Here is a 25,267-nt window from a genome sequence, read left to right on the forward strand (position 1 = left end):
GCTAGGTACTAATAGGTAAACGTTTGGGTTATGCTTCCATTATTATCGCTTACCGTTGGTGTTAAAGTAGGGTAACTTATCTTATAAGAGGCCGTACCTCCATGTGGCGATGCCGTATCATAGCTGCCTGAGAAACTATCGTTGACTTTTGCATAATTCCATCCCGTCGATGTTTCAAAGTTCGGATTCGTTAGGGTAACGCCACTAATAGCCACATCATCCCAATTGACATTAACCGAATAGCTGCTTATTCCCTGTTTGCTGATAAGTCTGAACTGTATCGTAGACGAAGGATTCGTTGCCGTTATACTGACAGAGGATACTTGGTACCATGTATTGGCTGATTCACTGTTATCTGCAATATCTTTTTCCCATACAACCACTCCGTTCACTAGAACCTGTTTAAACCACCAACCTTTCGGACTACTGCTAGGCCGATCATCCTTATTCCAAAATGATAACGTCTTAGTTGTCGCCGTCGTCACCGTTTGCGTGAGTGTGCTACTAGCATTCAAAGTGGACTGTTTATCACCGGGATAAGATAATCTGTAGGAATACGAGCCGCCATGATGAACGGTGTTGTCAAAGCCGTCTGTAAAATTGGTACTGTTTATTACGGACCAACCCGTTGTTCCTGTCGTTGTTTCAAAGCCAGGGTTTGTCAGGGTCAAACCGTTTATGGCCACATCATCGAATCTCACATCTGCTGGGTAGTTGTAAACAATCTGTTTACAGATCAATCTAAACTGCAAAGTAAAGCTTGGGCTGGTCGTAGTAATATCAATGCTAGGTGGGGTTGCTAGGTCAGGGGAAGCTAAATCTTGTTCCCACACAACGACACCATTCACAAGAGCCTGTTTAAACCAATAACCAGTTGGACCACTTGCCACAGTGTCGCTATGCCAGAATGTGAGCGTCCTTCTGAATTCATAGGCGCCGATATCAATACCTGAACCTGTTGGACGTGATTTACCATCCAGATCCGTCGCAGGCGCGTATGTTGTGGAGCCTTTGTCAATCGCTGGTGACGCAGCTGCGAGACTGTAATCTCCCCCTCCAGTCGCTACATAATTTACGAATTGGGGATCAGCAGCTATGGTCCCTGTATGGGTAAGGCCATTTAAAAGCTTTAAATTATAGTCGGTTGTTTTGTAAACTAAATTGTTCGTGTATGTGTTATTGACACCGGTATTCCCCTGTTCGGAGATCCCGTATTTCGTGTCATAAACGATATTATTCGATACATGAACGTTATCAGCTGGCCCAGCGAACGTAGTTGGGTGGTAATGTCCGTTGGTACCCGTGTCTGCGCCTACTACGATGCCGGTATTGGAGGAAAAGACTGTATTGTTGGCAATCGTGACTTGGCGTGCATCATGCCAGAGATGGATGGCTACCGCACCAATCTGATAGACAAGATTGTTCTTTACAATGCCCGTCGTGCTGAAGTAGATACCTTGAATGAATGTGCAATTCGTTGAGCCAATGTCATGGACTACATTCCCAATAACTTGAGTATCTACGCCATATTCCCAAAAATCCGTATTGATCCCGGAGCCGCCTTTATTCGTGCAGACATCAGTCGTCGTAGCAATATGGTGGACATGATTGTTTTTGATAACGGTCGAGGTACCCGTATTGTAAATACCGTTTAATGCTTTGGTAGCGACACCATTAGCATCTAATCTACCGTCAACTTCAAACCCATCGATGTCGACATAGTCACCACGGTTATCCCAAATTAACTCTATTGGCGTATAACTCGGTGCCAGGAGAGGCGGAGGAACAATCTTGGCTCCCCACTTTGTGTCAGAGACATAGACGATGCGATCAGACGAATTGCCACTCGCGGTTGTCTGGAAGCCGCCTGTATAAGTACCTGGGGCAACATGCACGATGGCTCCTGGAGAAGCGGCTTGTGATGCTCTAAGGATGGTCTTATAGGGACTCCCCGACGTGCCATCGTTCGTAATGTCATTTCCTGAATTGGAGACATAAATATGAGTGACGGTTGCATGTGCTTTCGTTTGAAAAGCGTTTACAAAGCCTAACAAGCTTAACAGGCAAATGGAAAATGTAAGTAAACTAAACGTCCATGATTTTCCTGCTAGCAAACGTTTAATCGGCATACTGATCACTCCCCTTCTAATGAATACGTACTAATGACCAGAATGATCATGTGGCACTGTAACGGTTGCAGACGTATTCTTTTGGTTGCCCGCTTGGTCCGTAATCGTATAAGTAACCGTATATATTCGTCCTGATCCACTGCCTAATCTTTCAGCACGTAGCTTAAAAGAAGTGTCTGTTGTTCCGATATTGGCTTCAATGTCATCTCCATTGTTTGGTTCATTGCTCGAAATAGAGCTCAAAATGATGGATGCAACACCGGATCCAGCGTCACTCGAACTCAGCGTTGCAGAAATCGACACCATTTTATGATTCGCCGGCCACAGTGTTGTTTTGTTCAATTGCACACTAAGTAACGGAGCTGTTTTATCGATATGGATAGGAAGTGAGTGAGGCACCTCCACATTTCCCGCCCCATCAGTTGAACGATAATAAAGCGTGTGGAGTCCTTCTGTCGCCACCTGGATAGGCCCCGCATAAGTCTGCCATACAGAACTCTGATCCAATCGATACTCTATCTTGCTTACGCCAGTATCAACATCAGCGGCACTTAAGTTCACTTGAACATCCGAATGGTACCATCCGTTCTTCACTTCCCCATACACATTGGATGTCGTTGTCGGAGCTGTCGTATCTTGGTATGCTAGCAGCTCGAGATCGATAACACCCATTTTATAATTAGATGATTCCGGGTTTTTACCTATATTCTCAAAGGTCAGTTGATGGACGCCGCTCGTTAATTGAATGGCGCCAATCGGTTCGAAGGCTGTACCTCTCCCTGTGGACCCATAAAACTGATATTGCGCAAATGGCTGTCCATCGATCTTGATAGCATAATTCCCATAGCTGGTCGCTTTAAAAGTTTTCAGGCTGAGTTGGTACAGGTGCGTTTCCGATACATTCAAACTGAATGTAATGGAAGGACCTTCCGTTACCGCTTCAAACTGCAGTGTAGGCGCATAGATGATCGTACCTGCTGTTTTAGAGACGATTGGTAAACTGGTGAATGGGTATACAATGGATATACCAGGTAGAATGGTAAAACCGCGAGTAGCCGAATAAATGTGCCCATTAAAAGTAACATCCACTGTAATATCAGCCGTACCAGATACAAACGCCGTTACCAATCCGCTAGTATTTACACTAGCGATACTTGGATTACTGCTACGATAGGCAATCGTGGCATTCTTCATCGCAGAGACCTTACCGTTGTTGGAGATTCCTGAAACAGTCAATTGGCCCGTCTGGCCCTTGACCAACGTATCTTTAGGAACAGATAAAGAAACGAAAGCAAGCGTAGATGGATCAACTGTTACGACTGTACTCGTCCTTTTGGTTACACCATCTAGCGTCACATCCACATTCAACATGTCAGTGCCGCTGCTTTTTCCAGTCAACATACCCGACGAGCTGACGGATGCAACCGTATTACCGTTCATATAGTAGCGAATGATTGCATTACTCAATGCTGCTGCACTTCCATCACTCATCATGCCTGATACCGTATACTGCTGAGTTTGCCCTATTTCCGGCCTCAACTCATTGGTCTGAAGGGTTACCGATTGCAGACGCTCTGCAACGATAAATGAAATGGTGCTGGATAGGGATGTTCCGCTTGATAACGTCGCTGTTATATTCGCTGCGCCATTCGCAAGAGCCGTCACAACGCCATTCTGGTCAACCGTTGCCACACTCGGATTGTCGCTTACATACTGAGCTCCACTTAAGTTAGAGGAAGAAATAAGCTGTGTGGAGTCACCAATTCGAAGTGATCTTGAAACTGCATTTAAGGTGAACGTTGTTGGGGAATATTCATATGCCCCAATATCATAACTAACACCTGAAGGACGAGAAATGCCATCTAGATCTGTAAGCGGCGCATACGTAGATAATCCCATGTCAATTGCAGGTGATGCGTAACTGAGGTGATAGTCCCCTCCACCTGAAGCATTGTAGTACACAAACTGTGGATCAGCTGTAATGGTTCCCGTATGGGTAAGACCATTATGGAGACTCCAGTTGTAAGTGCTGTTCTGGTACACGAGATTGTTCGTATAAGTATTGTTGATACCGGTATCTCCCTGTTCCGAGATCCCGTACCCATTATCATAAATAATGTTATTCGAGACGTTAATGTAATCAGCCGGCCCTGTTGTGTGCCAATAGTCGCCTCCGCCTACAACGATGCCGAACCAGGACGAGAAGACCGTATTGTTCGCAATCGTGACGTTATTTGCATCATGCCAGAGGTGAATGCCAGCTCCGCCGGTATTATAGACAAGGTTGTTTTTCACCGTGCCCGATGTACTGATATAGATAGCTTGAATGAAGCTGCAGCCCGCATACCCGATGTCGTGGACGACGTTGCCGCTGACTTCCGTCATGATGCCGTAATGATAATAATCCGTGTTAATGGCAGCTCCGCCACTTCCTGTACAAGCGATATTCGTCGCAATATCGTGGACATGATTGTTCTTTATCGCGACATAGGAGCCTTCGTTGTAAAGGCCGTTGCGTGTATCACTGCCATTACCGTCAACTTCGAATCCATCGATGTCGACATAGCTGCCCTGATTATCCCATATCATCCCGTTGGCATTGACAACAGGTGGAACGAGCCTGGCTCCCCACTTCGTGTCCGAGACATACCGAATTCGGGCAGTTGCTGTTCCACTGGTGTTGGTCCGGAAGCTGCCTACGTAAGTACCTGGAGCAACATGAACGGTAGTGCCAGGTGTGGCAACTTGAGATGCTTTGAGAATCGTTAGAAATGGCAGAGCTTGTGTGCCAGGGTTGGAATCACTTCCAGAAGTAGCTACGTAATAGTCCGTGGCGGCAAAGGCTCTCTGTGGGATCAGATTCATCAAGCCCATAATCAAGGTGAGGCACAGGAGCAGGGTCAGGAATCTTCTGCCCCTTGTCTTACTGGCTAGCAAGCTGTAGTAGTTGAACATGTTTACACTCCTTCTACTTTTGGAATTAACGATCACTCCTATACTGTAGAAATCATTCTAGCTGTGTAAATAATGGGGCTGTTCATCTCACCTCCTTCAGCTACTAAGCAAGGGGCCGCTGCTTTTCTTTATCATTTCAATTGTTTCAATCCAGCTTCATAGCCTAACATAACTTCCTGAATTCTTCGTTCATTGGCATTGATGAGTGGAAGCCTTGTTTCTGGGGAAGAGAAAATCCCCAAGTGGTACAGCAATGCTTTCGATGTGGGAATCTCGTCACCGGGACCAAACATGGAGATGAATGGTAGGATAACTTCCGTATAGAGCTTAAAGCTTTCACTCCGATTCCCGCTACAATACAGATCCCAACAATCACGAAACTCCTTCGGATAAATAATGGGTGCGATGATCATATTTCCGTCTACACCCGCTTCAAAGGCTCTAAAACAGATAATGTCATCTCCGCCGAAAACAATGAGATTCGATTGCTCTTTTAATTTGCGAATTTTTGCAAAAGCATGGTCGGTCATTTTGATTGCTTTGACAGATGGGATGGTTTGCGCAAGATGCAAAAGCTCATCCGCTGTAAATCGAGTACCTGTCGTCGTTGGATTATCGTAGAATACAATATCTAAACCTGTAAGATTCGCGAGCTTCCCCACATACTCCTCAACCATGTCTAGCGAATTCGGAAAATAGTAAGGACTTGGAACCAACGCAGCTTTAACACCAGCATGAGCTGCTGCTTTGCCGATTTCTACGGCTTCTGCTATATTCGTGTGGCCGAGGCCAACCACAATCTCTTTCCCTGATGGAACTTTCTTCACTATATAATCCACGATCTGAATGCGTTCATCTTTGGATAAAGCCGGAGCTTCGCCTGTACTTCCGCAAACTACGTATCCGTCCAATGAATTTGCAGTATGTTCTATTAATCTATCAAAATCTTTAAAAAATACGTTGCCGTCAACAAACGGCGTTGGTATAACCGGTATATTTCCCCGTAAGCTCATCGTGTAAACGTCCCTTCCATTTTTCGAATTTTGGGGTGGATTCTTTACTCTTTAATCGCGCCAATCATAACGCCTTTAACAAAAAACTTCTGCAAGTAGGGGTATAAGATCAAAATTGGCCCTGTAGCGACGATAATCGTTGCATACTTAATAGTCATGGCCACCTCCAACTTATTCCCTCCCGAATTAGCTGTCATATTGTCTGTACTGTTACTTATTAGAATTTCTCTGAGGATCAGTTGCAACGGATAATGCTCGCGATCTCTCATATAAATGAGTGCGTTAAACCAAGAATTCCAATGCGCAACACCATAAAATAAAAACATTACCGCTACAACAGGCAGCGAAAGCGGAATCATGACCCGCCATAAAATGACAAAATCATTCGCGCCTTCTAAACGAGCCGATTCCTCTAAGCTTACGGGCACAGCCTGAAAGGCCGTTCTCATAATGATCAGGTTGAATGCGCTCATGGCTACAGGAAAAATCAGCGACCACAAACTATCCAACATGCCAAGTCCATTCACAAGCATATAGGTCGGAATCAATCCCCCATTGAAGAACATCGTGAAAACGATCATAAACATGATCGGATTTTTCAACATGACGTTATTTCTGGATAAGGCGTAAGCGCCAAAGGAAGTCATAATCAGATTCAGCAACGTGCCAACGATCACAACGAACAATGTGTTGAGATAACCGGAAATAATAATGGGATTATGGAATACAGCCTTATACGATTCCAGATTGATACCATGAGGCCACCAAATCATACCTCTGGTCTGGGCGATCCAGCCTGGATCACTAAATGAAGCGACTAATACGTACCAAAACGGATAAAACGTAGCAAACATAAGCAATAACATAAAGAAGATATTGCTGCTATCAAAAATACGCTCCCCTGCTGACCGTTTATTCATGTGACGCATACCTCCTGCTTACCACAGCTTTGTTTCCGTTATCCTCTTGCTTAAGGAGTTCGCTAGCACTAATAAAATAAAATTAATCACTGAATTAAATAAACCTATCGCAGCGCTGTAGCTGAAACTCGCCTCCAGTATTCCTTTACGGTATACATAGGTTCCGATAACATCCGCTGTGTTATAAGTAGCTGTATTGTACATGAGCAATATTTTATCGCTGTTAATCGACATGAGATTGCCAATTTGTAAAATCAATAAAATAAGAATGGTTGGCATGATACCAGGCAACGTAATATGAACGACTTGCTTGAAACGATTCGCTCCGTCCACTTTTGCTGCTTCATAGAGTGCAGGATCAATGTTGGCCATCGCTGCCAAATAGATAATCGTGCCCCATCCTATGTTTTGCCAAATGCCTGAAGAAATGAATAACGTACGAAACCACCCGGATTCACTTAAATAGGCTAACTTTTCTAAGCCAAACAAAGCCATGACGTTGTTGATCAGTCCATCTCTTGCCAAGAAATCAACCATGAGACCTACTACAACGACAAGTGATATAAAATAGGGCAAATAGGTAATGCTTTGAACAATACGTTTAAATAGAGCACTGCGAAGTTCATTAAGAAGCAAAGCCAATACAATTGGCGCACTAAATCCGAAGGTGAGATCATAAAGACTAAGGAGCAGTGTATTGCGGATCAATCTGCCAAAATAAAAGCTATGAAAAAATTCGTTGAAATATTTAAAGCCAACCCACGGACTATGCCACATTCCAGTTCCAGGCGAATAGTTTTTAAAGGCAATTTGGATGCCATACATCGGGCCATAGTGGAATATGAGATAATAGAGCAGCACAGGTAAGATCATGATATAGATATAGCGATTTACTTTTAAATCCCGCTTCAACCTATAGCTAAATGTCATTCTATCCGCCTTTGTCAGGGCAGGAATTGGTTTGGAGATAAGCGGCATCTAGTATTCCTCCTTGTATACAAAGCAGCTTGAAATTCAATGGTCCGTGTCAAAACGCATCGTATCAACACGGACCATCTCACTTGATTATTTTTTCAAAAAGCGATCGTAAGCGTCTTGATTAAGTTTTATCGCTTCTTGAATCTTTAATTTGTTCAACGTTTGAATGTATTCATCGAATTTGCTTAATGGCTCTGACCCCATAATGAACTTATTGTTCATTTCATTTTTATACGTATTTAAATCGGTCATAATGGTAGTAAACTTCGCTTGTTCATCTGCATTTAATAAGGAACCAGGCAATTGCTTCGAGTGATCGGCGTCAATCCATGTGGCCATGGCATCTGCTTGCTCCTTGTCGTTATGCCATTGTTTGTCAGCTTCTGGGTCGGTGATGAAAGGCCCCCCTGAAGTTTCTAACGAATAGATGGACAAGGCTTGAGAAACAGATAATTTATTCGGATTTTTTAGAATGGTATCGGTATATTGCGGTTTTCCGCTAACAAGGGAATAACTTTGACCCTCTACACCGAAATTGTACATGAGCGCTCCTTCTTTGCTGTATCCGTAATCCAGCCATGCGGCTATTTGTTCTGGATTTTTGGCTGTTGCAGATATCGCAGCGCCTCTGCCGTCAATTGCCACACCAACCGTGGATACAGGTTTACCACCCCCAGCAATAGTTGGGAAAGGCACTCCGATGAGTTTGAAATTGGGTTCTTTATCTCGTTTTAATTGCATGAAGGCGCCAAGACTGCTTCCTACCCAACCTGCCATTGAGCCAAGTTGATTATCTAACATCTTGCCATCTCTTATTTTGGCATCTGATGTTAAATAATCTTTGTCAATCAGTCCTGCTTTGTACCAGTTGTTCATTAAAGTTAGGAAATCCTTGTACTTCGGCTGTGCAGGACCGTACTTCACAACCCCGCCCTCTTGATAGAATCCTGTTGTAAGGCCATAAGCTCCAAGAAACGGATAACTACTTTCCATATCCGTTTGTCTGTAGAAGAATGGAATCTCATCCTTTTTGCCATTCCCGTTGGGATCCCCGTCTCGGAAGGCGATCAATACTTTCTCCCATTCTTCGATCGTTTTAGGAGGCTGTAAATTCAATTTGTCTAACCAATCCTTACGAATCATTAAGCCATGATACACAAATACCTGAGGATCACTTCCAATAGAAGGAAATGCATAAATATTCCCATCGTCACTTGTTATTGATTTCCTGATATTTGGATTGTCCTTCAAATACTTGGATAAATTCGGGGCGTTCTTCTCAATGAGTTCGTTCAAACGGAGAATTCTGCCATCCTTGATGGCTTTGTCTGGAAAATTCACCGACCACTGGTTATAGATCACATCTGGCAGTTTCCCCGTGGCCATCATCAAATTAAATTGGTCTTTTACTTGCGCTTCACCGGCAGGGGGATGTTGAAATTCCACTTTGGTACCGGTGACCTTTTCCAATTGTTTGTACAATCCCATTTCACTGTAATTCTTGATCGAAACTGCCGCATCCGTATTCATTACCGTCCAATAAGTCAATGAGGCAGGGTATTTGGGTCCTGTGCTTGGGGCCACTGATGCTGATGGTATTGCGCTTACTTTAGCGGGGCTAGTCTCGTTAGTACCCGTGCTGTCGGTGTTACTGCAGGCGATGGTTAAGCTGCCCAGCATGGATACCGACAGCAGTGTCACCCCTAGTTTCTTCCTAATTTTCATCGTGCATAACCTCCCTTTTCATACGCTTTTCGTTATGAATCCGCCTATCGGCTTACCATAACTATATAAAGGGTGCTTGCCAATCGGATATAATCCATAATATATATTCGCTATCTGGTTTACTTCATCAGCGTTATCCGTTTTAATCGTTACTGTTCTTTTTTACCTATTGGGGCAGTTTGGAGCAACTGAACACCTGCATCCCGAATTAAACTTTCTATTTCAGGTACAAATGGGCTCGGTAAACCAAAATAATAGATAGAATCCCTCGATTCGTAACCCCCCTCTTCAATTTGCTTAGCCGTAGGGACGTAACCAACCATCCCATTACTGTAGGCTAGAGGAAGTACTCCTCGACTAGGATCACATTTCTTGAAGAACAATCCATACTCGACTACGATTTCTCCATTCATCGCTAGAAACGTAAGACCCTCTGCAATCGTTAAGAGGTTCATCTTTAATGGAATATGAACAGCGTTTCGTTTCGCATTCTCAAGCAGCATGCGATGCCATGCCCCCATCATCCCCTGCTCGAAGCTCCCCGTTTGCAGTTGATCGATGGTTGGATTGTACTGGAATGGCAGGTTAACTTCCGTAGTACTTGCATGGATCCAGCTAGGGGATAGCTCTTCCATCGGACGCTTCAATACGTGCAGGACAACATCGGATAATTGCTTCCCGAATCGCTGGACATCACGGTCATCTCCTCTAAAGAACACATCCTCCTGGATCAATGCAGGACGAATATCACCGCAACACCCCTGTAAATACGAAGCAATAGCCCCGCCGCCAATCGCTTCTTCCACACAACCCATCGCGATGCCTGGAAATTCGGAAGATATGAAATTATAGTCTGTTGTTGTAGGGTGACACGTGTAGTGAAACATAACTCCCATCGTTTCATTCGTAAGCTTGCTGCAAAAACGGATTACGCTGACCTCTGGATCGATAGGTCCTTCTAAATTTGGAGCCATGGACATCTCGCCATTTACGATTTTGCGACGGTTAATACCCATACGGCATTCACCAACCCCCTTTTCGATGGTAACTGGAATCAGCTTGCAATAAGCTTCTTCAACCCCTGCAAACAAACGTTCCTCCAACATGTCTACATAGTCGGGATTTAATGCATCCAGCAAGTCCGCGGTTCTGGGTCCACAATGGGTGTGACTGGCGTTCAGAATGATCGAAGAGGCGGTCAGTCCATAGTACGCTTCAAGTCGCTTATAGATGGCCCCCATCCTTTCCGTACTCCAGGCAAGAATATCCGCTTGTACAACTAAAGCTTTTCTTTGCATGTCAGAGACATCCATTTGTTGAAAAAACCAAACTCTCAGTTGCAGTGGATGAAGAATCCCATCAAAATCACCATGTCTATGACCAAATCCAGATAATGCCATGGGTTGTTGAGGTGTAATATTGAGCTTGGCTATTCCTAGTGAGATATCCGAACCGACAGCCGCGGCTGCTTCCACAAGTAATGTATCCGCTTTCCATTTCATACTTATTAAACCTCCAATTATTCCTATGATTTAACTAAACCTTAGCTTCTATTTAGTATATAAAGGGGATTCACTCTCGCATATAATCCATATTTCATGTGGATGATCTGGATTACTTATTACGTGAGAAAACAAAAATAGACCTTCGGAAGAAGGTCTAGGTTACAACATTTTCAAATCTCCGAACATCGAAGTCATCACTTCTTCAAATATCGGTCATAAGCAGCTTGATTAAGCTTTATTGCATCTTCCATCTTTAATTTGGTCAATGTATGCAAATACTGTTCAAACTGGACTAAGGGCTCCACACCCATAATAAACTTATCGACCATGTCATTTTTATAGGTCGTTAAATCGGACATGATCGAGGCATATTTCTGTTGTTCTTCCGCATTCATCCATATGTTCGGCAGCTCTTTGGAGTGGTCTGCTTGAATCCATTTGTTCATAGCCTCTGCTTGTTCAGCATCAGCATGCCATTGTTTGTCGGCAACTGGGTCAGACGCGAATGGGCCACTTGACGTTTGGAGCGAATACATGGAGAGAGCTTGAGAAACAGACAGATTTTTTGGGTTTTTCAAAATAAGATCCGTATATTGTGGTTTACCATTTATCAAAGTATAGCTTTCGCCTTCTACGCCAAAATTGTACAAGATTGAACCTTCTTTGCTGTAACCGAAATCCAGCCATGCCGCAATTTGTTTCGGATTTTTGGCAGCTGTGGAAATCGCTGCACCATGGCCAGTAATTAATGGAACATCCTTCGATAACGCTTTACCGCCGACTTTAAGCGTCGGAAAAGACACGCCAACCAGCTTGAATTGGGGCTCTTTGTCTTTCATAATCTGCATGTAGGTGCCAAGATTGCTTCCCACCCAACCTGCCATAGATCCAAGCTGATTATCCAACATCTTGCCATCTCTAATTTTGTTATCCGAAGTTAAATAATCGCGATCAATCAAGCCTGCCTTGTACCATTTGTTCATGAGTGTCAGGAAATCCTTAAATTGCGGTTCTGCGGGGCCATACTTGACAACACCGCCATCTTGAAAGAAACCAGGTGTAATTCCAAATGCACCAATAAATGGGTAACTGTTTTCCATATCGGTCTTTCTATAATAGAACGGAATTTCATCCTTCTTGCCGTTCTTGTTTGGATCCCCGTCTCGAAAAGCTGTCAGTACCTTCTCCCACTCGTCAATCGTGGAAGGCAGCTGCAAATGTAATACATCCAACCAATCCTTGCGCAGCATTAGACCATGATAGGCAAATATTGGTGGATCGTCTGCGATATAAGGAAAAGCATAAATATTTCCTTCGTCTGTCGTAATTTCTTTTTTCAGATACGGTTTGTCATGAAGTAATTTGGAAAGGTTGGGGGCATATTGATCGATAATTTCATTTAAGCGAAGAATCTTACCGTCTTTGATCGCTTTATCCGGGGAATTTGACAACCAATTGGTAGAGATAACATCTGGAAGTTTACCTGCAGCCATCATCATATTGAATTGATCTTGTGTTTGGGTTTCCCCAGCTGGTGGATGATAAAATTCGACTTTGGTTCCTGTCATCTTCTCTAACTGTTTGTATAGTCCCATTTCGCCATTACTTTTAATTGTAACAGCCGCATCCGTATCCATAGCTACCCAATACGTTAATGAGGGAGGGTACACACTTTCCTTTGCATTAACGGTCTCACTCACAGCCAATTTGTCGGTACTTTCACGACAGGCTGTGTTAAGGCTAACCAGCATGGAAACCGCTAGAAGAACAGCTAACCTTTTCCGCTTACCAAGTATCATAGCACGTCCCCCCTCATTAATAGTTAACGATCCAGCATTTCGCGGTACTTTCCTGGTGGAACTCCTTCGACTTTTTTGAAAAAACGAATAAAGCTGACGGCGTTTGCATAGCCGATTTTTATAGCAATATCACCCATAGTCGCTTTTGGATCGGCTAATAATTTTTTAGCTTCCCGAATGCGGACAATCGCAATGTAGTCTGTTATATTTTCACCGCTATGTTTTTTAAAGAAGGTCGAGAGGTACTGTAAGCTGATTTGGAAATGATCCGCCATAGCGGCTAAACTCATGTTGTTATCATTATAATGATCGTCGATATACTGTCGTATCCGGACATATAGCCGATCCCCGTGATCGGTCTTTTCTGCCTTGGTGAATTTACATATAATCCGGTACATGTCCTTCGTCTTCTCAATCATTTCTTCCGCCGTGGAACATTCGGCAATGACCTTAGCTGGATCGACAGAGCTTTCAAATTGCTTCTTGTCCGTGATTTGCAAGCCATTCATCACTTTCACAATCGTACTGAGCAGATCGATGAACAAGAACTTACCCATTTCCGGTGATATGCCGTTTGATATAAAGTTCGCTTGGTAAATTTGATCCAGCAGTCTTTCGGCATTCGCATAATCGCCGCTTTTGGCATAATTCATCAGTTGTACTTCATCTTCGAGAGGGTAATGATAATAATGGGATTCAAGGTCAGTAATGTCTTCATGATAAATCACCGCGTGGGATCCTTTAATCAAACGGTAGTCAAGTGCAATTAAGGCCTCTCGGTAGCATCGACCAATATCTTCCAAACCCTGATGAAACTGGCTAATTGCAATCGAAATTTTCAATTTAAATCGTTGACTCGCCACTCTTTGCAAGTTTTCAATGAATGCTGCTCTCTCCAAATACGTATGCTCTTCAGGCTTGCTGTTATTTTGTAAAATGGCCAGCCGGGTGCGGTCCATCTCTACGATATATCCTTCCATACCCAACAAATCACTGCTTAAATTGGTCAAGACAAACCTCACATGAGCCCATTCCTGCTCTGTATCTTCCTTAATGAACTCACGGCAATCCTCAATTTCGAGAATCATCACGCCAAAATAGTCATGCTCGAAATGAATACCCATAAAATGAAAGGAATCATTACTTAAAGCTGTTGCTTCAACGTGTCCTTTAATGAGTCTGGACAGGAAATTGGCCTGAATAACTGGAGCATGCTGTGTCAATGTTTGCTTCAAATTGTTATTTTCACCCAAGGAGTGAATAATCGACTGTTTAATGTAATCAAACTCGTTATCGATATCCTCCCGTTTATGTATATTTCCTTGCATAATCGTTCTTACCACATCACGAATCGGCGTATAATTTCGGTAGGCCATAATATAGGAAGCGACAATGCCTGCAACCAAAATTAAAAAAAGCAGTGCTAAAGCTACATTCTTCACAGTGAGGACCTGCTCCAACACGATTTGCTTTGGTAGCACAGAGACGTACTTCCAGCCATTCTGTCCAGTTGTGTAAGAAAGCATCATCTCTTGTCCATTTTGCGTGAACGTATGATCAAACCCGTTATCATCCCCGAGCATAGCCATCAAATCTGTGTTTAAGAGTTGATGCTTAGCGGTAGACATAATAATTTGTTGATGGTCGTCTATGATATAAATAGAACTATTGTTCACTTTCTCGACTTGTTTGATTAAACGGTCAAATTCCTGTTCGTTAATTAAAATGACCAAATAGCCCTTCACATTCACCTCTTCACCAAGCGGCAATGATTGGACGTAAGTTATCACATTGCTAATTCTTTCCCCTTCTTTAATGGTCGTAACAGGTAAATACGTTTTGAAATGATTGCCTGTAAACATTTTGTTCAAAGCCCAGTCACTGCTTTGTTCATTGTAGACAAGTATTTTATTAAAATAGAAGGATGAATCTGACTTGCCAGATGGCGTTAATACCGTATCCGTATTTTTGAAGTATACCAAAAAATCACTTACAAAGCTGCTTGCTTTGTTAACGTTTCTAAAGTCCTTCATGATGTCGGCTAGATCAAACTGATTTCTAGTATAGTCACTTTCAAAGTTACTTAACGCCCACTGAAGCTTCGGATTAAATGCAATCTGGACGGTCATCGTATCGATTTCATTAAATCGATTCTCCGCAACCAACTTGATTTGCTCCAGAAGCCCCATGTTCGTGCGGTTTGCATTATCTACCATAATCGTCTCGACCCGTTGGTATAAATAGCCTCCAATGGCCACGGGAAATAAAAGAATGGCAATATATGAAATAAGGTTTGTAATAAATATACTCTTTCTACGGTTAGCCCTTCGCAACATGTTCAAATCTCATCCCACCCTTTACTGAGATTACATGCTAATCGACCTATTCGACCTATTCGACGACGAACGAAGTTAACCCTTCTAGATAATCAAATAAAATGGAATCTATTAGGCGATCATCTCTCTAATTTAGTGATTTAGGAAGTCCATTTTCTCCCTGTCACTTTTTTTTATACAAACTCCAATCACCTAAGTCCAAGGCATTTCCTTGATCTTCTGCTAACAGCTCCCGATAATTACCAGCAGCCTTTCGAAAAGCATTGGCATAGGCTTCTATGACTTCTGGTCTGAAATGCTTAAACCATGGAATGCTGAATACTTTTTCCGCGATTCTTTCACTAACTGGCAGTAGGTTATCGAGCGGCCTAACGTCTCTAGCTGCATTTGCAATTCGAGTCGGCATGCCGTGTCCATACACGTCGGCGTCTTGTAACAAAAGATGCAGATGCAGCGGGCGGTTGCAACCGGGATTGCATTCTCCCACACCTTCCGCGCGCACAGCTTCACAAAAACGGGAAATTGACAATCCCCCAAGCTCTTCTGCCTTATAATGACCATGTGCAGCATACCAGCCTCCCATATATATGTCAGAGCCTTTCTCTGGTCGATGCGCACGAATACCGGGAACATCCTCGAGAAGATCCCAGAAATAATTCATGGATCGGCTAATTTCGGCATGTCTTTCATCGTAATGCTTAAGCTGCACGCGCCCTACTGCTGAGCTGATCTGATGCATCCGGTACTTGTAGCCACCCATAGGAAGGCCCTTATACGGCTGTAAATCAGGACTCTCTATGTCTTTATTGAATCGCTCATAATGCCCGAGAACAAGTGCCCGTTCATAGATGGATCTATCATTCGTGACCAACATACCGCCTTCGCCAACAGCCAAAGCCTTGCCTGCCATTAGCGACATTGCCCCTACATGACCGATGGTTCCCAGCTTACGTCCTTTATATAATCCACCATGGGCATGCGAAACATCTTCAATCACCTTAAGATTATGTTTGTGAGCTATTCCCATAATGGCATCCATGTCAGCGGGATGACCGAGGTAGTGGACGACCATAATGGCTTTTGTTCGCTCGCTGATTCGGTGCTCAATATCGTTCGGATCCAGACAAAGCGTGACCGGATCGATATCAGCAAAAACAACCGTCGCACTTAATGAAAAAGCCTGTAAGGCAGATCCCCAATATGTGATGCTCGGACCTATAATCTCATCCCCAACACCAAGTCCACAACCATACATGGCAGCCTGCAGCGAGGCAGTACCATTGTTGAACGCAAGTGCATATGTTACATCCAGCCAATTCGTGAAATCATCTTCAAATTGTCGAGTAATCTCTGTTCCTGACATTGCACCTCTTCTTAGTACCCCAAGTGCAGCCTCTTCATCTTCCTCTGTTATGATGGGCCATGTAAACATATTTCCCGGATTTTCAGTGACAGCTTTATTTCCTCCCAGTAGTGCAAGCTTCTCCTTGTTACTCATCGCACCCGTTCTCCCCCTCTTCCATTTATAAGACACGTACAATTTGAAAAGAATGATCACTTTTCTAACATTTCTAAGGAAGCTTAGCAATGACATCAATCTCAACCAAAATATCGCCTAAGCCTCCGGAAAAACAAGTTCTTGCAGGATAAGGTTTGTCAAAGAAACTTTTATAAGTCGTATTAAATCGCTCGAAATCCCTCATATCAGATAAAATAACCGTCACTTTAACTACATGATCTGTCGTGCAATGCGCAGCATGCAAAATTTGGAGTATGTTCTTCAAAGTAAAATGGGTTTGCTCTTCAATATCCGTACCTAGTATCTCCCCTGTTAGCGGATCCAAAGGACCTTGACCGGAAATAAAGAGAAAACCTCCTGATGTTACAGCCTGCGAATAAGGACCATCACCTTTTGATGCGTTTGCAGTCTCCACAACTTTTCTCATTCGAACTCTCCCTTCTTCCCTCTTCAATTTATGGATACAACAGGACTTTAGCCACTTTGCCCGGGTTTCCTAATAACTTATCAAACCATTTACCGCCTTCTTCAAGCGGTGCTTCGACAATCCAATTCTCATTCAAATGAAAATACCCCGCAGCAAGCCACTTCTGAGCTGTCTGAAAATTGATAGCCGAATAGGCAAAGGATCCTACACAAGTAATTTCGCTGCGAATTAACGAATTGACCTGTAACAGCGATTCTGCTTCGTGAAGCCCGGTACATATAACCTTGCCACCAGGTGCAGTACTTTCGATGCATTGACGGCGTGTTTGAACTGATCCTACGGCGTCGATGGCCACCTGAACACCCCATCCATTTGTAAGGGTTGGGATCTCCCTTGCAATATCAACCTCTGTTGCATGCAGTGCTGTTGCTCCTAGTGCTTCGGCCATTTGCAGCCTTTCCCGATGCAAATCAACCGCAATAATATCTTTGATACCATAAACCCGCAGTGCTTGCAGTACAAATAAACCGATTGGGCCCATCCCCACAATTAAGACATGATCTCCTGGCTTAGCAGCTGCTAATTCTGCTACACGCACACTGCAAGCAATCGGCTCGGTCAGCGCCCCTTGCTGAAAAGTGAGATGATCCTGGAGCGGGTATACGCAAGAAGCAGGCACTTTCACATAGGTAGCATTACTTCCTGGCAGCGCTGCACTTAATAATTGGCGACTTGCACATAATTGTTGTTGACCCTTTAAGCAATACATACAGTTTCCGCAGGTTACGAGTGGATTTGCCGTTACCCGTTGTCCGGATTGTAGTGCGAATCTTTCCTTCACCCGTTCGCTTAACTGTACAATTTTGCCCGAAAATTCATGTCCGAAGATCTGCGGAGGTTTACGGAGTGCATTATGACCCAAATATCCACTAAGTTCTGAACCGCAAATGCCAGAGAATGCAACCTCAATCAATACTTCTTCATCGTTAGGTACCGGTAATTCAACTTCTCTTATTTGCATATCACGAGGACCTTCATAAACCAATGCTTTCACGGATTACCATTCCTACCTTCTATGAATTAGTAATGACCTCATCTAAAAATACAGCTCTACATGGTGTTCCACAAACGTCTGAAATAGGAAGCGGTAGTGCAATCAAAGTCCCGGGTCCTTTACCAGTCTTCCTTAAACCAACTAGCGGTGCAAGCAGCAGACGATCCTTGGCAAAAAACAACCGGTTCAGTGCATTGTCATCCATCCTTGGATCTTGCACGCTGGGTATATCCAAGCCCAGTAATCCGACATCCTTCTCGATCACCCATTCCATCACTTCCGGCAAAAAGAACGGGCATCCTCGCACAAAATCTTCGTGCCCCCATAATTGATCCCATCCTGTTGCGATCAGCAGCGCATCACCAGGTTTAAAATCAGCACTAACTGCTCGATTCAACTCATCGGCTGTTATCTTTCCCCATTTTTCTTTCTCCGTAAGTTGAGCGACCCATGCTTTCTTAATGAAGCGGTCTACGGATACTTCAGCAATCGTTTCGCGTCCTGGAAACAAATGATCTGCCGTTTCCAGATAGGTGCCTGTAAGTGTATGCAGATGAAGAAGATGACCACTCCAACCTACCGTTTCCAGACTAGCCAACGGCTCTACACGTACGTCAGGTAATGGAGATCCATAGCTCCACATGCCATTGTAGATGGGACCGCTTAAATCAAGGACTCGCACGAGACATTTCCTCCTTTGCCCAGTAAAGATCATCATGAAATGGCGAATTCAGCAACTCCATTTATGAATATCACCTTACTTTTCCCCTACCCTGAATGTTCCAAATGGCTTCCACTTCTTCGTGACGTATTGCTGCTGCTTCATCAAACATATTAATAACACCGCAGCAATGTACGGGAATGATCTCCAGGGTTTGCCCCACTGCAAGATCCCTTGCTTCTTCTGGCAGGTACAATATCCCGTGCTCCTCCGTAAACCAGGAAACGATAATGCCCGGATGTCCCACTACGTATCCTCTGCCCGTCCCTATTGGCGAATCTTCACCATCCATTGTGAATACCTTCGTACCTGCATCAATAACCGCCCGATCTGCTGCGGGTCTGGAGACGATTGTAGTTTTCACGGTCAATGCGCAATCTGCCAGACGATGTGACCCCAAGCTCACTTGCATTAAATCACCAAATAGATACGTACCTGGACGAATTTCTGTGATTCCATTCATATGATTGGCGAAGCGCGCGGTAGGTGTAGATCCGCCGCTTACCACATCTGCTCGTAAGCCGTTGTTGATGAGCAATTTCGCGGTTCTACGCGCTGCATTTCCTTCGGAAATCGCAATCTGCTCTATTTCAAATACATCCTTGGCATCGTAGGAGTGCCCTGCAAAGGTGATTATGCCACGAAAGACAAGACCAGGGAGTGCGGCAATCTGTTTCGCCAGATCCAAGACGGGCTGACCTTCCGGAACGCCAACACGTCCAAAGCCGCAATCCATTTCCACAAGTACATCCACAGAAATACCTGGTTCTTGCAGGAAAGCGAGCGAAACTTCGCGTGCTACAACCAGACTATCGACCGCAATCGTTAGATCAACTGTTTGGGCTAAGCAACGCAATCGGTTCAGCTTTTGTTCCCCTACGATGGGATAAGCTATAAAAATATTTTGTATCCCAGCTGCAGCCATAACCTCCGCTTCTCCAATTTTAGCCACGGTTATGCCAATAGCTCCTGCTGCGATCTGTTTAATCGCCAGTTCAGGAATTTTATGAGTCTTAGCATGAGGCCGCAATACAATTCCGGCACGATTAGCAATTTGCTGCATATCCGCTATATTTTTTTCAACCTTTTCCAAATCGATCAGAATATAGGGTGTATCCAGATCCTGTTTATTCATCTTGTCCCCCCTCTTCTGCAATTCCGCACCAATTCAGAATTGTAAGCACGTAGATTTCAATCAATTGAAAGAATTGTGGAATGTCGATATACTCATCGGGTGCATGCGCGTTCCCCCCGGATGGTCCCATTACGATAGCGGGAGTTGTACTATGCAGATTGAACATAAACGCATCGCAGGCAAAAGGTGCTCCTGCCTTAATCGCTGCCGTCCCTGTTACTTCTTCCATGTGATATGCCAACATATCGATGAGGGGAAAACCAGCGTCTACCTCACATCCCGGCAGGAATCGTATCATTTTGGTAAATTCCGGCTCTTGCCATTCGCTATATGAATTAGCGTACATCTGACTGAAACCCGTCAACAGATCTTGTTGCAACTGCTTCTCCGTCATGTGCGGATGACACTCTACCCATATATCAACATGACAAGTTGTCGGACCACTGTCACATAACGGTGCAGATAGATCACCTGCCTCAAGTCGAGTAACGATCACGCTAAGAGAGCGATCCTCTTCGAACCAAGGCTGCGGACCTGCTTTGTCTCTGGCTGCGATTTCATAGGCTTCAAGAAAGACAATGAACTTAGCTGCCATCAATGCAGGATTCATGATTTTCTCTCCACTAAAGGACATGCCTGTGTTTCCTTTAAATGTAACTCGCCACAAGGCTCCGCCTCTTGTACCTGGGCATACGGCCATATTGGTCGGTTCAGGTATGATCGCCGCGTCCGGATTATAACCCTTGAGCCGGCTGGCCAACGTTCCGTTCGCGCCGCCAAATTCTTCATCCACAACAGATTCCACCCATAAATCACCTTGTAGTTGAATCCCAAGTTCACGAATACAACGAACTGCCATGACAGATGCAGATAGACCACCCTTCATATCAAAGGTGCCCAGTCCATATAGCTTCCCCTCGCTTACCTCTGGCGTCCAGGGGTCACGATTCCAACCAGGAGCAGCTACGGTTGTATCGATGTGACTTGAAAATAGAAGCGATTTCCCTTCGCCCTTTCCATTCATTACCGCTACAACATTCGGTCTGTCCGTGTAGTCTTTCCCAGGGAAAAAGGCTTCATGTTCGCGAAACCGTGGTACATCTTCTGGAGAAAATACATCGACATTCATTTCCATATCGCGTAAATACTGAGCAAGAAATAGTTGGCACTCTTTTTCCGAACCGTGTGTTACTTCATTAACTGTGTTAAATCTCACTAAATCTTGTACAAAATCAAGTATAATTCCCTTGTTTTTATCCAACCAAATTCGGATGCTTTCACTCCATGTATGCCTCATTTTCATGTCCCCCGACAATATTCTTTTCATCTTAAACCGTAATGAATCTTGGAAGAATTTACTTAGGCTTAATATATAAGAGCGTTCATCAAACCGTACATAGTCCATTTTATAGATGGATCAACCTATTTACTTATTGTTACAGAAAAACAATAAAAAAAAGCTAATTGGCATATTAATCGCGATTAATATGCCAATTAGCTTTTTTTATTCATATTCTATGTTAAATACTATTTCTCGATTGCTACCTGAACTAGATAACAATTAGTAATAAACGTACTTTGATTCTATAATCCAATAAACTACAGGAGCCGAAAAAAACACTAACTTGTTCTAGTTGTGTCCCGGCAATTACTTCTTTGTTCCTTAAGTCACTTATTTTTTACCGAGCTGTTCTGCCAAACCGATTAGAAGTCCTTCATTTCCGCGAATGTAGCAAAGCCGATACGAGTCCCCGTACTGGACCACTTCGCCAACGAGCTGAGCACCACGCTTAGTGAGTCTGGATACCATTTCGTCAATGTTTTCAACGGTGAACATGACGCGTAGATAACCGAGAGCATTTACAGGAGCAGTTCGGTGATCTGATACAGTAGGTGGGGTGAGAAATCGCGAAAGTTCAATACGGCTGTGGCCATCTGGGGTAACCATCATAGCAATCTCTACACACTGTGAACCCAGCCCGGTTACGCGACCAGCCCATTTTCCTTCGACAGTAGCTCGCCCTTCGAGCTTCAAGCCAATCTCCTCGAAGAAAGAGATTGCGTCTTCAAGAGATTCTACAACGATACCGACATTATCCATTCTTAGTAATTTATTGTTTTCCATAGTTTTCTCCTTATGTGTACAAATAGACTATCTGATCATCTTCATATGTATTCTATAAAAAATGACTACTTCCTTCCAAACGATTAACTGGATATATATTAGTTTACATAACTTAAGTTATGTAGCTTCTCTTCTCTGAAATTGGAAAAAGCAAAATCAAATTTACCAAATTGTGCTCGCATATCACCTTGGTACTTGCTCGTATTTTCATAATTATTCAAATTTGAAACTTCTTCTAATCGTACTAATTTGATTCGTCATTAAACGAAATTCGGCAGTAAGTTTCTCGTCATGGGGATTATACTCTACATCTCCTGGGGGGAATAAGAGGTATACATGGTCCGCGTCTTCTCCTAATTTGTATATTTGAACAATTCCCTTCGTGGTAGCACCATTTGCAAGCCAATCCTCCTTAGTCCATACAGAAATGCTGTACAGGACACCACCGAACGCTTTATTTGCCTTATTGATAAAAAGGTAGTTCACTCGCTCAGATGCTTCATCACTCCGCTCTTCCACCTCATATTTCCCTTCCCAGCTAGACGGGAGATCAAGTGTGAAACGATATTGTGAATTATGATAAAGCATAGGAGGAACCTCACGAATAATCCGATGATTAACGGCACCAATATGAAGATACACCGCATCGTAATTCTTGAAATCTCCCTCTCCCTCGGTTACAAACGTTTGGGGTTCTACGCCGAAATTAGTTCCCGAAATGACGGCTGCACCTATTTCCTGATTATCCTCATTGTAAAAAGACAATCCCGCTCCGACCATGTTAAGACTGTTTCCTACGCCTTCAAATTTCAATTGGCCAGTCACTTTGGTTTTATTCCCTGCTTTCGTAACAATTAAATTTCCTACCGCGATACTCTCATAATCAGGATCTTTGATGTCTAAAGGTTTATTTTTAACAACAATTTTTTGAGCTTCTGAATCATAATCAATCGTTGCTCCCAAATTTTCAGCTACAAAACGAACGGGTACATAAGCATGTCCATCCACATTCAGAATCTGATAGTCAGTGTTCATCTTAATTTGATTGCCATTGATCTCAAAACTTGCTGGGAATAATAACGCTTGAATCGTATTAGAAGCGATAGCTACAGATGACCCTGCAAGCAGCAGGCCACAACTCAGACCAAACATAAATTTCTTCATGGTTGACTCCTCCCCATCATATCCATCCCATATTTTAACAATTCTATTGGTTTAGACGCATCTTCTTCGAAATTGTTTCACAATAAAAAAAGCCGAGCAACTTGCGCTCGACTTCATATCGCTTATTCAGATTGATTGATGACAGCCGTCCACTTATCACTTTCCCATGCCACATGTGCACCAAGCGCTTCGCTAGCAAATCGTAGGGGGACATATGTGGATCCCTCAGTGGAAATAAAAGGCGCATTCGAGAGTGCCTGCCATATTCCGTTAACTAGCGCTTGTTTCTTCCCAATGGGCAAAACAATCGTTTTGGAACCTTTCACAATCGTAACCTCTTGACGGGTTGCCTCCCACGTGACTTTGGCTCCCATCGCTTCAAATACGCCACGAAGCGGGATGAACGTACTTTCACCAATAATTTTGGCCTTAGGAGAAACGTCGATGTAAGTCCCGTTGATACGAATACCAACATCGTTAGACGTAAATTTCTTGGGTGGGTCTGTTTTGACTGGATTCCCTTTCTGTTCCATAGACGGCGCAGCCGGGTTGTCTACAGTTGTGAAAGACCATGATGTCTGCTCAACAGTTACCGTATACGTTTCTCCATAAGCAAGCTCATATTTCGGAATGATATGCCAAGCGTTCGTATCGCCAAGCTCTTGCTTTAATTTGTAAATCTCAACAGGTGCATCTTGACTGTTCTTCAGTGAGGCTGTCACATCCGTCTTGTCTTGAGCTACCCCTGCGTAAGTAATAAAATAACCCGACTTCTCTAAATTGAATTGTTCCAATGGATTCGGTATCTCAAACCCATAAAATCCAATCGGTACACCCATCTGTCCATCGTAAGGATAAACACCTGTTCCTGTATGGGTGAACCATTTCTTAGCAGGGTTTAGGACAAGTGCATGTTTATTATACCCAACGCCTAGTAGTGACATGTCGGGAAGAATTAAACTTGATCTATGAAGCGGAGCATCCAGCAAAGACTGAACGCCATCCTCTGGCGAATCGGTCGTAAACGAAACATCCTCAAACACACCGAATTTATCCGTATCCAAACCTGCAGCGGCTGCCCGATCCCAGGGAAGCTTGCCAGAGAACCCTTGCTTACTTGGTGTTTCTGTATGTCCGTTCTCCTGATTCATGAGGAGATAATTCGCATGCTTGCCAGCTGCAGTTGTTAGAGAAGGATCTAATTCCATCAATGGAATGCCCATATGTGCTCTGACGTCATTCAAATAATCTAGTGCGGCGCTCTGATCGTTGTTGCCTGCTGCAGTTGCACTGAGGTTCCCGAATACCATGGATACCCCAGTAAGTACTGTTGCTAGCGTAACACTCTTTTTCAACCAATTATTCATTGTACCTCCGTAACACACGGTTTAATTTCCACGAATCATTCCTTTTCGACAAATTCCCTCCTAATTCCTGCAAAAGAAGATGAAAAAGACAGATCACACGTGCGAATCTGTCTTTTCACAAAGCTTACGTTGACTATCTTACCTCTAAAGATGCCGGGGGGCCTTGGGCTAAGCTTCGCTTACCCCAAAACCCAAAACATATAATATCTGGCGCTTATAAAAAGGCCACCGAGATTAGACTGGGCCACTGAAAAACTTACGCATTTTTCGTTGATGGCCTTTACGTATCAAAAAAGAAGACATCCGTTCCCTCTTTGGGGTCGGATGTCTTCTTTTTACTCCTAAGACCGCTGTTTCATTCGGTATTTTTAATCCGCTAACTTTAAGATCCGCTT

The 25,267-nt window shown here is 43.7% G+C and carries 18 protein-coding genes; all 18 read right to left on the reverse strand.

The window, feature by feature from the left end; genetic code table 11:
- Positions 1-8: 8 nt before the first annotated feature.
- Positions 9-2,129: a choice-of-anchor Q domain-containing protein gene (locus HQN88_RS35730; RefSeq protein ID WP_173121224.1), complete on the reverse strand. Its 2,121-nt coding sequence runs from the start codon at positions 2,127-2,129 to the stop codon at positions 9-11.
- A 30-nt stretch (positions 2,130-2,159) separates the two neighbouring features.
- Positions 2,160-5,084, reverse strand: coding sequence for an OmpL47-type beta-barrel domain-containing protein (locus tag HQN88_RS35735; protein ID WP_173121226.1), 2,925 nt, complete (start codon positions 5,082-5,084; stop codon positions 2,160-2,162).
- 131 nt (positions 5,085-5,215) lie between these two features.
- Positions 5,216-6,097, reverse strand: coding sequence for a dihydrodipicolinate synthase family protein (locus HQN88_RS35740; RefSeq protein WP_173121228.1), 882 nt, complete (start codon positions 6,095-6,097; stop codon positions 5,216-5,218).
- A 44-nt stretch (positions 6,098-6,141) separates the two neighbouring features.
- Complete coding sequence (locus tag HQN88_RS35745; RefSeq protein ID WP_420794180.1) at positions 6,142-7,017, reverse strand: carbohydrate ABC transporter permease; 876 nt, start codon at positions 7,015-7,017, stop codon at positions 6,142-6,144.
- Between the two features lie 18 nt (positions 7,018-7,035).
- Complete coding sequence (locus HQN88_RS35750) at positions 7,036-7,995, reverse strand: ABC transporter permease (protein WP_173121232.1); 960 nt, start codon at positions 7,993-7,995, stop codon at positions 7,036-7,038.
- 87 nt (positions 7,996-8,082) lie between these two features.
- Entirely contained in the window at positions 8,083-9,720 is a 1,638-nt protein-coding gene (locus HQN88_RS35755) for an extracellular solute-binding protein (protein WP_173121234.1), read from the reverse strand.
- A 149-nt stretch (positions 9,721-9,869) separates the two neighbouring features.
- Complete coding sequence (locus tag HQN88_RS35760; RefSeq protein WP_173121236.1) at positions 9,870-11,222, reverse strand: neutral/alkaline non-lysosomal ceramidase N-terminal domain-containing protein; 1,353 nt, start codon at positions 11,220-11,222, stop codon at positions 9,870-9,872.
- Between the two features lie 197 nt (positions 11,223-11,419).
- Positions 11,420-13,024 carry an extracellular solute-binding protein gene (locus HQN88_RS35765; protein WP_173121238.1) on the reverse strand — a complete coding sequence of 535 codons (1,605 nt, stop codon included), beginning with the start codon at positions 13,022-13,024 and terminating at the stop codon, positions 11,420-11,422.
- A 23-nt stretch (positions 13,025-13,047) separates the two neighbouring features.
- Positions 13,048-15,360, reverse strand: coding sequence for a helix-turn-helix domain-containing protein (locus HQN88_RS35770; RefSeq protein ID WP_246320639.1), 2,313 nt, complete (start codon positions 15,358-15,360; stop codon positions 13,048-13,050).
- Between the two features lie 163 nt (positions 15,361-15,523).
- On the reverse strand, positions 15,524-16,858 hold the full coding sequence (locus HQN88_RS35775) for a DegT/DnrJ/EryC1/StrS aminotransferase family protein (protein WP_173121242.1): 1,335 nt from the start codon (positions 16,856-16,858) through the stop codon (positions 15,524-15,526).
- A 73-nt stretch (positions 16,859-16,931) separates the two neighbouring features.
- Entirely contained in the window at positions 16,932-17,306 is a 375-nt protein-coding gene (locus HQN88_RS35780; RefSeq protein ID WP_173121244.1) for a Rid family detoxifying hydrolase, read from the reverse strand.
- A gap of 28 nt (positions 17,307-17,334) precedes the next feature.
- A complete protein-coding gene (locus HQN88_RS35785) occupies positions 17,335-18,360 on the reverse strand; it encodes a galactitol-1-phosphate 5-dehydrogenase (protein ID WP_173121246.1) in 1,026 nt (341 codons plus the stop codon).
- A 19-nt stretch (positions 18,361-18,379) separates the two neighbouring features.
- Positions 18,380-19,042 carry a cyclase family protein gene (locus tag HQN88_RS35790; protein ID WP_173121248.1) on the reverse strand — a complete coding sequence of 221 codons (663 nt, stop codon included), beginning with the start codon at positions 19,040-19,042 and terminating at the stop codon, positions 18,380-18,382.
- A gap of 70 nt (positions 19,043-19,112) precedes the next feature.
- A complete protein-coding gene (locus HQN88_RS35795; protein ID WP_173121250.1) occupies positions 19,113-20,216 on the reverse strand; it encodes an alanine racemase in 1,104 nt (367 codons plus the stop codon).
- A complete protein-coding gene (locus tag HQN88_RS35800) occupies positions 20,209-21,513 on the reverse strand; it encodes a M20/M25/M40 family metallo-hydrolase (RefSeq protein WP_173121252.1) in 1,305 nt (434 codons plus the stop codon). The genes HQN88_RS35795 and HQN88_RS35800 overlap by 8 nt, the downstream gene beginning before the upstream one ends.
- A 375-nt stretch (positions 21,514-21,888) precedes the next feature.
- Positions 21,889-22,341 (reverse strand): VOC family protein, encoded by a 453-nt coding sequence (locus HQN88_RS35805; RefSeq protein ID WP_173121254.1) that lies wholly within the window; start codon positions 22,339-22,341, stop codon positions 21,889-21,891.
- Between the two features lie 213 nt (positions 22,342-22,554).
- A complete protein-coding gene (locus HQN88_RS35810) occupies positions 22,555-23,505 on the reverse strand; it encodes a stalk domain-containing protein (RefSeq protein WP_173121256.1) in 951 nt (316 codons plus the stop codon).
- 122 nt (positions 23,506-23,627) lie between these two features.
- Complete coding sequence (locus HQN88_RS35815) at positions 23,628-24,872, reverse strand: stalk domain-containing protein (protein ID WP_173121258.1); 1,245 nt, start codon at positions 24,870-24,872, stop codon at positions 23,628-23,630.
- Positions 24,873-25,267 lie beyond the last annotated feature (395 nt).

The organism is Paenibacillus qinlingensis, from assembly GCF_013204845.1.
Taxonomy (GTDB): domain Bacteria; phylum Bacillota; class Bacilli; order Paenibacillales; family NBRC-103111; genus Paenibacillus_E; species Paenibacillus_E qinlingensis.

What these genes read in the sequence shown, in the direction of transcription:
- HQN88_RS35800 (WP_173121252.1), bottom strand. Translation starts at nt 21,513, where the DNA reads ATGAGGCATACATGGAGTGAAAGCATCCGAATTTGGTTGGATAAAAAC.
- HQN88_RS35760 (WP_173121236.1), bottom strand. Translation starts at nt 11,222, where the DNA reads ATGAAATGGAAAGCGGATACATTACTTGTGGAAGCAGCCGCGGCTGTC.
- HQN88_RS35750 (WP_173121232.1), bottom strand. Translation starts at nt 7,995, where the DNA reads ATGCCGCTTATCTCCAAACCAATTCCTGCCCTGACAAAGGCGGATAGA.
- HQN88_RS35740 (WP_173121228.1), bottom strand. Translation starts at nt 6,097, where the DNA reads ATGAGCTTACGGGGAAATATACCGGTTATACCAACGCCGTTTGTTGAC.
- HQN88_RS35815 (WP_173121258.1), bottom strand. Translation starts at nt 24,872, where the DNA reads ATGAATAATTGGTTGAAAAAGAGTGTTACGCTAGCAACAGTACTTACT.
- HQN88_RS35745 (WP_420794180.1), bottom strand. Translation starts at nt 7,017, where the DNA reads ATGAATAAACGGTCAGCAGGGGAGCGTATTTTTGATAGCAGCAATATC.
- HQN88_RS35805 (WP_173121254.1), bottom strand. Translation starts at nt 22,341, where the DNA reads ATGGAAAACAATAAATTACTAAGAATGGATAATGTCGGTATCGTTGTA.
- HQN88_RS35810 (WP_173121256.1), bottom strand. Translation starts at nt 23,505, where the DNA reads ATGAAGAAATTTATGTTTGGTCTGAGTTGTGGCCTGCTGCTTGCAGGG.
- HQN88_RS35730 (WP_173121224.1), bottom strand. Translation starts at nt 2,129, where the DNA reads ATGCCGATTAAACGTTTGCTAGCAGGAAAATCATGGACGTTTAGTTTA.
- HQN88_RS35765 (WP_173121238.1), bottom strand. Translation starts at nt 13,024, where the DNA reads ATGATACTTGGTAAGCGGAAAAGGTTAGCTGTTCTTCTAGCGGTTTCC.
- HQN88_RS35795 (WP_173121250.1), bottom strand. Translation starts at nt 20,216, where the DNA reads ATGAATAAACAGGATCTGGATACACCCTATATTCTGATCGATTTGGAA.
- HQN88_RS35780 (WP_173121244.1), bottom strand. Translation starts at nt 17,306, where the DNA reads ATGAGAAAAGTTGTGGAGACTGCAAACGCATCAAAAGGTGATGGTCCT.
- HQN88_RS35775 (WP_173121242.1), bottom strand. Translation starts at nt 16,858, where the DNA reads ATGAGTAACAAGGAGAAGCTTGCACTACTGGGAGGAAATAAAGCTGTC.
- HQN88_RS35755 (WP_173121234.1), bottom strand. Translation starts at nt 9,720, where the DNA reads ATGAAAATTAGGAAGAAACTAGGGGTGACACTGCTGTCGGTATCCATG.
- HQN88_RS35770 (WP_246320639.1), bottom strand. Translation starts at nt 15,360, where the DNA reads ATGTTGCGAAGGGCTAACCGTAGAAAGAGTATATTTATTACAAACCTT.
- HQN88_RS35735 (WP_173121226.1), bottom strand. Translation starts at nt 5,084, where the DNA reads ATGTTCAACTACTACAGCTTGCTAGCCAGTAAGACAAGGGGCAGAAGA.